At 67.1% G+C, this 6711-nt stretch carries 9 protein-coding genes; 3 read left to right on the top strand and 6 right to left on the bottom strand.

Annotated elements, in window-relative coordinates; all coding sequences use genetic code 11:
* The 5 genes from FFS49_RS23230 to FFS49_RS23210 all read right to left on the bottom strand — a co-directional run.
* Positions 1–263, bottom strand: a 263-nt coding sequence (locus FFS49_RS23230; protein WP_171026820.1) for an acyl-CoA dehydrogenase family protein, incomplete at its 3' end; no start/stop codon positions are given.
* A 33-nt stretch (positions 264–296) separates the two neighbouring features.
* The gene (locus tag FFS49_RS23225) at positions 297–1055 is read right to left on the bottom strand and encodes a glucose 1-dehydrogenase (protein WP_071333434.1); all 759 of its coding nucleotides are present in this window, start codon (positions 1053–1055) and stop codon (positions 297–299) included.
* Between the two features lie 7 nt (positions 1056–1062).
* Positions 1063–1827, bottom strand: coding sequence for an SDR family oxidoreductase (locus FFS49_RS23220; protein WP_039344690.1), 765 nt, complete (start codon positions 1825–1827; stop codon positions 1063–1065).
* A 43-nt stretch (positions 1828–1870) separates the two neighbouring features.
* A complete protein-coding gene (locus FFS49_RS23215) occupies positions 1871–2902 on the bottom strand; it encodes a phosphotransferase (protein ID WP_039344335.1) in 1032 nt (343 codons plus the stop codon).
* Between the two features lie 19 nt (positions 2903–2921).
* On the bottom strand, positions 2922–3596 hold the full coding sequence (locus FFS49_RS23210; protein ID WP_071333436.1) for a histidine phosphatase family protein: 675 nt from the start codon (positions 3594–3596) through the stop codon (positions 2922–2924).
* 208 nt (positions 3597–3804) lie between these two features.
* On the opposite strand from FFS49_RS23210, the gene FFS49_RS23205 reads away from it, so the two are divergent.
* Positions 3805–3960, top strand: a complete 156-nt coding sequence (locus FFS49_RS23205) for a DUF3309 family protein (protein WP_039344341.1) — start codon at positions 3805–3807, stop codon at positions 3958–3960.
* Positions 3961–4156: 196 nt separating this feature from the next.
* On the opposite strand, the gene FFS49_RS23200 is transcribed toward FFS49_RS23205, so the two are convergent.
* A complete protein-coding gene (locus FFS49_RS23200) occupies positions 4157–4657 on the bottom strand; it encodes a GNAT family N-acetyltransferase (RefSeq protein WP_071333437.1) in 501 nt (166 codons plus the stop codon).
* A 220-nt stretch (positions 4658–4877) separates the two neighbouring features.
* Between FFS49_RS23200 and FFS49_RS23195 the strand changes: the two genes are divergently transcribed.
* Together FFS49_RS23195 and FFS49_RS23190 are read left to right on the top strand one after the other, a co-directional pair.
* Positions 4878–5615, top strand: coding sequence for a response regulator (locus tag FFS49_RS23195; protein WP_071333438.1), 738 nt, complete (start codon positions 4878–4880; stop codon positions 5613–5615).
* 1 nt (position 5616) lies between these two features.
* A complete protein-coding gene (locus FFS49_RS23190; protein WP_071333439.1) occupies positions 5617–6702 on the top strand; it encodes an ATP-binding protein in 1086 nt (361 codons plus the stop codon).
* The last annotated feature ends 9 nt before the right edge of the window (positions 6703–6711 follow it).

Genomic DNA, 6711 nt, shown 5'->3' with positions numbered 1-6711 from the left:
CGCCCCATGATCTCGGCGAGCGGCGCGTATTCGAGGTTCGTCAGGCCCATGCCGGGCTCGTCGTCCTTCAGGTGCGGCAGGAACAGGTTCCACAGCCCTTCCGCCTTCGCACGCGCCTTCAGTTCCTCCATGAACGACACGGGATACTGGCCCGCATGCACTTCCTCGTTCCATTGGCGAATGCGCGGCACGATGTGCGCGTCCATGAATGCGCGCACGCGGCTGCGCAGTTCTTCCACTTTCGGGGTGTAGCCAAAGTCCATGATCGACTCCTCGATTCCGTTCGTTCGATTCGGTCAGAAGGCCGAGACACCGCCGTCGACGGCGACGGCCTGCCCGGTCAGATACGTGTTTTCCTTCGCGCACAGCGTCAGCATCGTCGCGACGATTTCCTCGGGCCGGCCGAGCCGCTTCATCGGCGAGCCCTGCGCAAGAAAATCCTGGCGGTCGCCGATATCGCTGTCGGTGACCATCGGCGTCGTGCTGTAGAACGGGCACACCGCATTCACGCGAATGCCGTGGCGCGCGTATTCGATGGCCGCCGTCTTCGTGAGCCCGACCACCGCATGCTTGGACGCCGCGTAGGCCGCCAGCTTCGGCGCGCCGCCGAGCCCGGCCATCGACGCGACGTTCAGGATCACGCCCGAGCGCTGCGCGAGCATCTGGCGGATCTGGTGCTTCATCCCGAAGAACACGCCCTTCGCGTTCACCGCGAAGCTCAGGTCGAGATCGGCTTCGTCGGTGTCGATCAGCGCCTTCATCGGCGGTGCGATGCCCGCGTTGTTGATGCCGACGTCGAGCCGGCCGAAACGCTCGGCCGCCGCCTGTACCAGCGATGCAACCTCCGCCTCGACGCGCACGTCGCAGCGTTGCGCGATCACGTCGGCGCCGGCCGCGCGCAGCGGCGCGGCCACGCGTTCGAGCGCGTCGCCGTTCAGGTCGCCGAGCGCGACGCGCGCGCCCATCGCGGCCAGCTCGCTCGCGAGCAACGCGCCGAAGCCGCTCGCGGCGCCGGTGATCATCACGGCTTGCCCTGCGTAGCTGTCGATCTTCATCGCGCGCTCAGATCGTCAGGCCGCCGTCGACGACGATGCATTCGCCGTTCGTGTAGCTCGCCGCGTCCGACACCAGATACAGCACGGTGCCGGCCATTTCGCGCGGCTCCGCATGGCGGCGCAGCGGGATCTTCCCCATCCAGGTCTCGTAGATCGCTTTGTCGGCGAACAGCGCGCCCGCGAACTTCGTCTTCGTGAGACCCGGCAGCAGCGCGTTCACGCGGATGCCGAGCGGCCCGCATTCCTTCGCGAACGCCTTCGTCATGTTGACGACCGCGGCCTTCGTGATCGAGTAGATGCCCTGCCGGTCGCCCGGCTGCAGCGCGTTCACCGACGCCGTGTTGACGATCGCGCCGCCGCCGTTCGCCTTCATCAGCTTGCCGGCCTCGACCGACATGAAGAAGTAGCCGCGGATGTTCACCTCGACCGTCTTCTCGTACGCGGCGAGGTCGGTATCGAGGATGTGCCCGAAATACGGGTTCGCGGCCGCGTTGTTCACGAGGATGTCGAGGCGGCCGTGCTTGCCTCGGATGTGCTCGAACGTCGCGGCGATGTCTTCCAGACGCCCGACGTGGCAGGCCAGCGCCTCGGCGCGGCCGCCTGCCGCGACGATCTCGTCGGCCACGGCCTGGCAGTCGTCGAGCTTGCGGCTCGACACGATCACGTGCGCGCCCTGCTGCGCGAGCAGTTTCGCGATTTCCTCGCCGATGCCGCGGCTCGCGCCCGTCACGAGTGCGATCTTGCCCGTCAGGTCGAACAGATTCGTTGCCATGTTGCTGTGCTCCTCCATTGATATGTTGTCCTGCGCGACGGCTTCAGCGATGCGCGTCGATCACGCCGACGGCCAGTTCGGCGAGCCGCCCGGCCATCGCGCCGACGCGCAGCGCCTGCTCGCTCGACGCATTGCCCTGCAGCGCGCGCGCCTTCACGCCCTGTGCGATCGATGCGAGCCGGAAGAAACTGAACGCGAGATAGAAGTGCCAGTCGCGGATCGGCTCGATGCCGCGCAGTTCGCAATAGCGCGCGACGATCGCAGCTTCGTCCGGCACGCCGAGTTCGGCGCGATCCTGGCCCGCGAGCCCGCGCACCTGCCCGCCGGACGGCAGCCGCAGGCACATGCAGAGATACGCGAGATCGGCGAGCGGGTTGCCGAGCGTCGACAGTTCCCAGTCGAGCACGGCCTGCACGCGATAGCTGTCGCGCGCGAACATCAGGTTGTCGATCCGGAAATCGCCATGCACCAGCGTCGGCCGGCCCGTGTCCTCCGGGCACGCCTTCGGCAGCCAGTCGATCAGCGTTTCCATCGCGTCGAGGCGCTCGGTTTCCGCCGCGCGGTACTGCTTCGTCCACACGCCGATCTGACGCTCGAAGTAATTGCCGGGGCGGCCGTAGTCGGCGAGGCCCACTGCCTCGACATCGACGTCGTGCAACGCGGCCATCGTCTGCAGCAACGCGTCGTAGCATGCGGCGCGGTCGGCCTTCGGCAGTTCGGGCAACGCCGGGTCCCAGAAGATCCGGCCGTCTTCGTAGCTCATCACGTAGAACATGCTGCCGATCACGTCGCGGTCTTCGCAGAGGTGATACGGACGCGCGACCGGCACCGCGGTGCCCGACAGCGCGGTGAGCACGCGGAATTCGCGGTCGACCGCATGGGCGGACTTCAACAGTTCGCCCGGCGGCTGGCGGCGCAGCACGTAGCGGCCGCTCTTCGCGTGCAGCAGGAAAGTCGGATTCGACTGGCCGCCGGCAAACTTCTCCATGTCGACCGGGCCTTCGAAGCCCGGCACGTGCGCTTCCAGATAGCGCGTGAGGCGGGCTACGTCGAGTTGCTGGGTAGGGTTCGTCATCGTCGCGATCGTTCGTGGGTCAGCCGTAGGTTCGCAGCGCGTGTCGTTCGGGATCCTCCAGATGCGGGATGCCGTTGAACGACGCGAGGTGGATCGCATCGGCGTTGAAGAAAAACTGCGAAAGACTGCTGTTGCGGATCTGCAGGTTCAGCGCGATCGCGCTCGACGGCGGGGCGGCCAGCACCTGCTGCACGGTGACCGCGATCGGGCCGCCGGAGCTCACCGCCAGCACGCGCCGGCCGCCGCCGTGGCGGATGGCCGCGCGGGCCTCGGCCACGCGCTGCTGGAAATGCGCCCAGGTCTCGGGCGCCGCATCGCCGAGCTTGTCTTCCGACCAGAGCTGCAGCACCTGCCGGAGCGCACGGAAATGCTCCTTCATCGAGCCGGCCGCGAGGCGGGCGATGTCGGGGTAATCGTGCGCGGCGGCCGCGAACAGCCCGTGGAAGTCGTATTCGTTCAGGCCCGGGTGGCGGTCGACCGGCGCGCCTTCGCGGCCCATCCCGCGCAGGATCGCGTCGACCGTCTGCGCGTGGCGGTTCAGCGTGCCGCAGATCACGCGGTCGAATGTGAGTGCTTGCTGCGCGAAGTATTCGCCGAGCCAGACGCCCTGCTGCTTGCCCGCCGCGGACAATCGGTCGTAGTCGTCCGTGCCGAAGGACGCCTGCCCGTGCCGTACCAGAAAAAGTTCAGCCATCGCATGCCCGCCAGATCAGAAGGATTCAGCATAGGGGGCGAGGACGCATTTTTAAACTTTATTTTCTGAATCCCGGGGTATTCACTTCGTGAATCCACCCCGCTCCGGGCCTTGCCGTTTCTCGGCGCGCGCCCTCGCGGCACAAGCATTGCTCCCATCGCTCTCGGCGGGAGAACCGCGAAGTCCAATCCATTCCAGGAGGGGTGCGATGCTCGGTACGATCCTTATCATCATTCTGATTCTTATACTCATCGGTGCATTTCCTGCATGGCCCCACAGCCGAAGTTGGGGCTATTGGCCCTCGAGCACCGTCGGGCTGGTCGTCGTCATCGTCGTGATACTGGTGCTGATGGGTCAGATCTGAGGCAACAGCGCGCCAGCCGGGCACGCAGAGGCCCGTATGAAACAATCGCTGCCGGCCATACCGGAACGTGCCCATCCCCGCACCGGGATGGCCGGCAGTCGATTCCCGGGCATGAAGGCACGGTGTCGCGCAGTATTTCGACTATTCATAGGTGAGTTGCGGCGGCTTCCGTTTCTACGGATCGGGAAGCGGTGTGCTACCCGATCGTGCGCTGCATGACGATCACGTCGCCGGAAAACCTCGGATTCACCGTGCGACGAATCTCGTCGAAGCCTTCGCGCTGCCAGAAGGCCTGGGCGCGAGGATTGGTCGAGATGACGCCCAGTTGTGCGATGCGGTAGCCCCACTTCCTCCCCATGTCGAGGAGCAGCCCCAACGCGGCCTTGCCGTAACCGCGTCGCTGATGCGCTTCCGAGAGCAACAGCAGACCGATCCACAGGCAGTCGTCGTCCGGATAGGCCCGGATGACATCCGCGCAGCCGATCATGTGCTGGTCGACGCACAACCCGAACACCGATTTGTCGGCCGCCGCCTTGGCGGCAGGCTTGCCATCGAAAAAATCGTCGACGTCTGCCTCCGTCGGCAAACGGCCTTCGACGCATTGCGCGTACGAAGGCGCTTCGGTGAAGACACGCCAGACGTCGGCACGGTCGCTGGCCGACTCGCCGGAAAGCGGGTGAAGGGTGAGCATCAGCATCGGATGGCCGCTGGAGACAGGAAACTCGATTTTAGGGCGAACGGCATTCCTCAGGCATTACGCTTCCGGAACGCACCGCAGCCCGCTTGCACCCAGCCTCCGCGCCCGCCGTTGCCCACCGCGCTCGACACGCGATAACCGCCGCCCGACCTCTGCTCGACGGCGTTTCCCATGCGGTAGTATGGCGACTCGATGGAAACCCCGATGGACTCTCACACGTATGGCCCAGCCTGATCTCCCGCCCCCTTCCAGCGCCGGCCAGGACGCCCAGGCGCTCGTCCTCATCGCCGAAGACGAACCCGAGATCGCCGAGATCCTGACCGCCTATCTCGCGCGCGGCGGCCTGCGCACAGTGCACGCGGCCGACGGCCGCCGCGCGCTGGAACTGCACCTGCAGCTCAAGCCCGACCTCGTGCTGCTCGACGTGCAGATGCCGCACGTCGACGGCTGGAAGGTGCTCGCCGAAATCCGTCATCGCGGCGACACGCCCGTGATCATGCTGACCGCGCTCGACCAGGACATCGACAAGCTCACGGGCCTGCGCATCGGCGCCGACGATTACGTGGTGAAGCCGTTCAATCCCGCCGAAGTCGTCGCGCGTGCGCAGGCGGTGCTGCGCCGTTCGATGGCCGGCTCCCGCCAGGAAGAGCAGCGCGTGCTGCGGGTCGCGCCGTTCGAGATCGACCTCGAACACCACGAAGCCACGCTCGAAGCGGGCGGCGAACGGCACACGCTCGTGCTGACGCTCACCGAGTTCAAGCTGCTCGCGCAGCTCGCGCGCGCGCCGCGGCGCGTGTTCAGCCGCGCCGAGCTGATGGCCACCTGCCTGCCGGAAGGCGACGCGCTGGAGCGCACGGTGGACAGCCACGTCAGCAAGCTGCGCAAGAAGCTGGACGACCTCGGCGTGCAGGGCGTGCCCGTCAGCGTGCGCGGCGTCGGCTACAAGCTCTGGAGTTGACGTGAAGCTCGATGGCCTGAGCCGGCAGATCGCGCTGACGATGGCCGGGATGGTATTCGGCGTGACGCTGCTGATGGTGCTCACCGCCACCATCTTCTATTACGTCGCGTTCAACTACTGGCCCGCGCATTTCAACACGAAGAACTTGCTGCCGACCGCACCGGAATGGCTGTGGCTGATCGCGACCACGTCGGTCGGCCTCGTGCTGTCGGTCGCGGTCGCCGTCAATCTCGCGCGCCGCATCCTCGTGCCCCTCAATTCGGTCACGGACAGCATTCGCCGCGTCGCGCGCGGCGATCTCGACGCGCGTGCCGTGGCAGGCGACCGCTCGCTGCATGAAGCCGCGCTGCTCGCCGACCAATTCAACGCACTCGCCGACGAGCTGCAGCGCGTGACCAACGAACAGGCAATCTGGAACGCGGCGATCGCGCACGAGCTGCGCACGCCTGTCACGGTACTGCGCGGGCGCCTGCAGGGGCTCGCCGAAGGCGTGTTCAAGCCCGACGAAGCGCAGTTCCGCAGCCTGCTCACGCAGGTCGAAGGGCTGACACGGCTGATCGAGGATCTGCGCGTGGTCAGCCTCGCGGATGGCGGCCATCTGAGCATCGAGATCCGCGACACCGACCTTGCCGCCGACGTGCGCGCCGTGGTCGACGTGTTCGCGCATGCGCTGCAGGCCGCCGGCCAGCACCCGGTGCTCGATCTCGACCCGCGGCGCATGCGCTGCGACCCGGTGCGCATCCGTCAGGCGCTGCTCGCGCTGCTGGAAAACGCGCGCCGCCACGCGGTGCCCGGCACGATCCGGATCCAGACGCGCATCGAAGCAGGCATGTGCCGGCTGCGCGTCGAAGACGACGGCCCCGGCATCCCGGCCGATTTCGCGCCGCACGTGTTCAAGGCCTTCCGTCGCGTCGACGAGTCGCAGCCCGGCGGCAGCGGCCTCGGGCTCGCCGTCGTCGCGGCGATCGCCCATGCGCACCACGGCGAAGCCGTCTGCGTGCCGACCGGCGCGGGCGGCACGCGGTTCGAAGTGCAGTGGCCCGACAATCTCGCGCCGGCGCCGGACAACGCGCGCTTTCCGGCTTGAGACGCCGGA

It is taken from the genome of Burkholderia sp. 4NA327C6 (assembly GCF_005502655.1).
GTDB classification, from domain to species: Bacteria; Pseudomonadota; Gammaproteobacteria; order Burkholderiales; family Burkholderiaceae; genus Burkholderia; species Burkholderia contaminans.
Note: the sequence above shows the minus strand (reverse complement) of the source record. Positions and strands in the feature narration are given on the sequence as shown.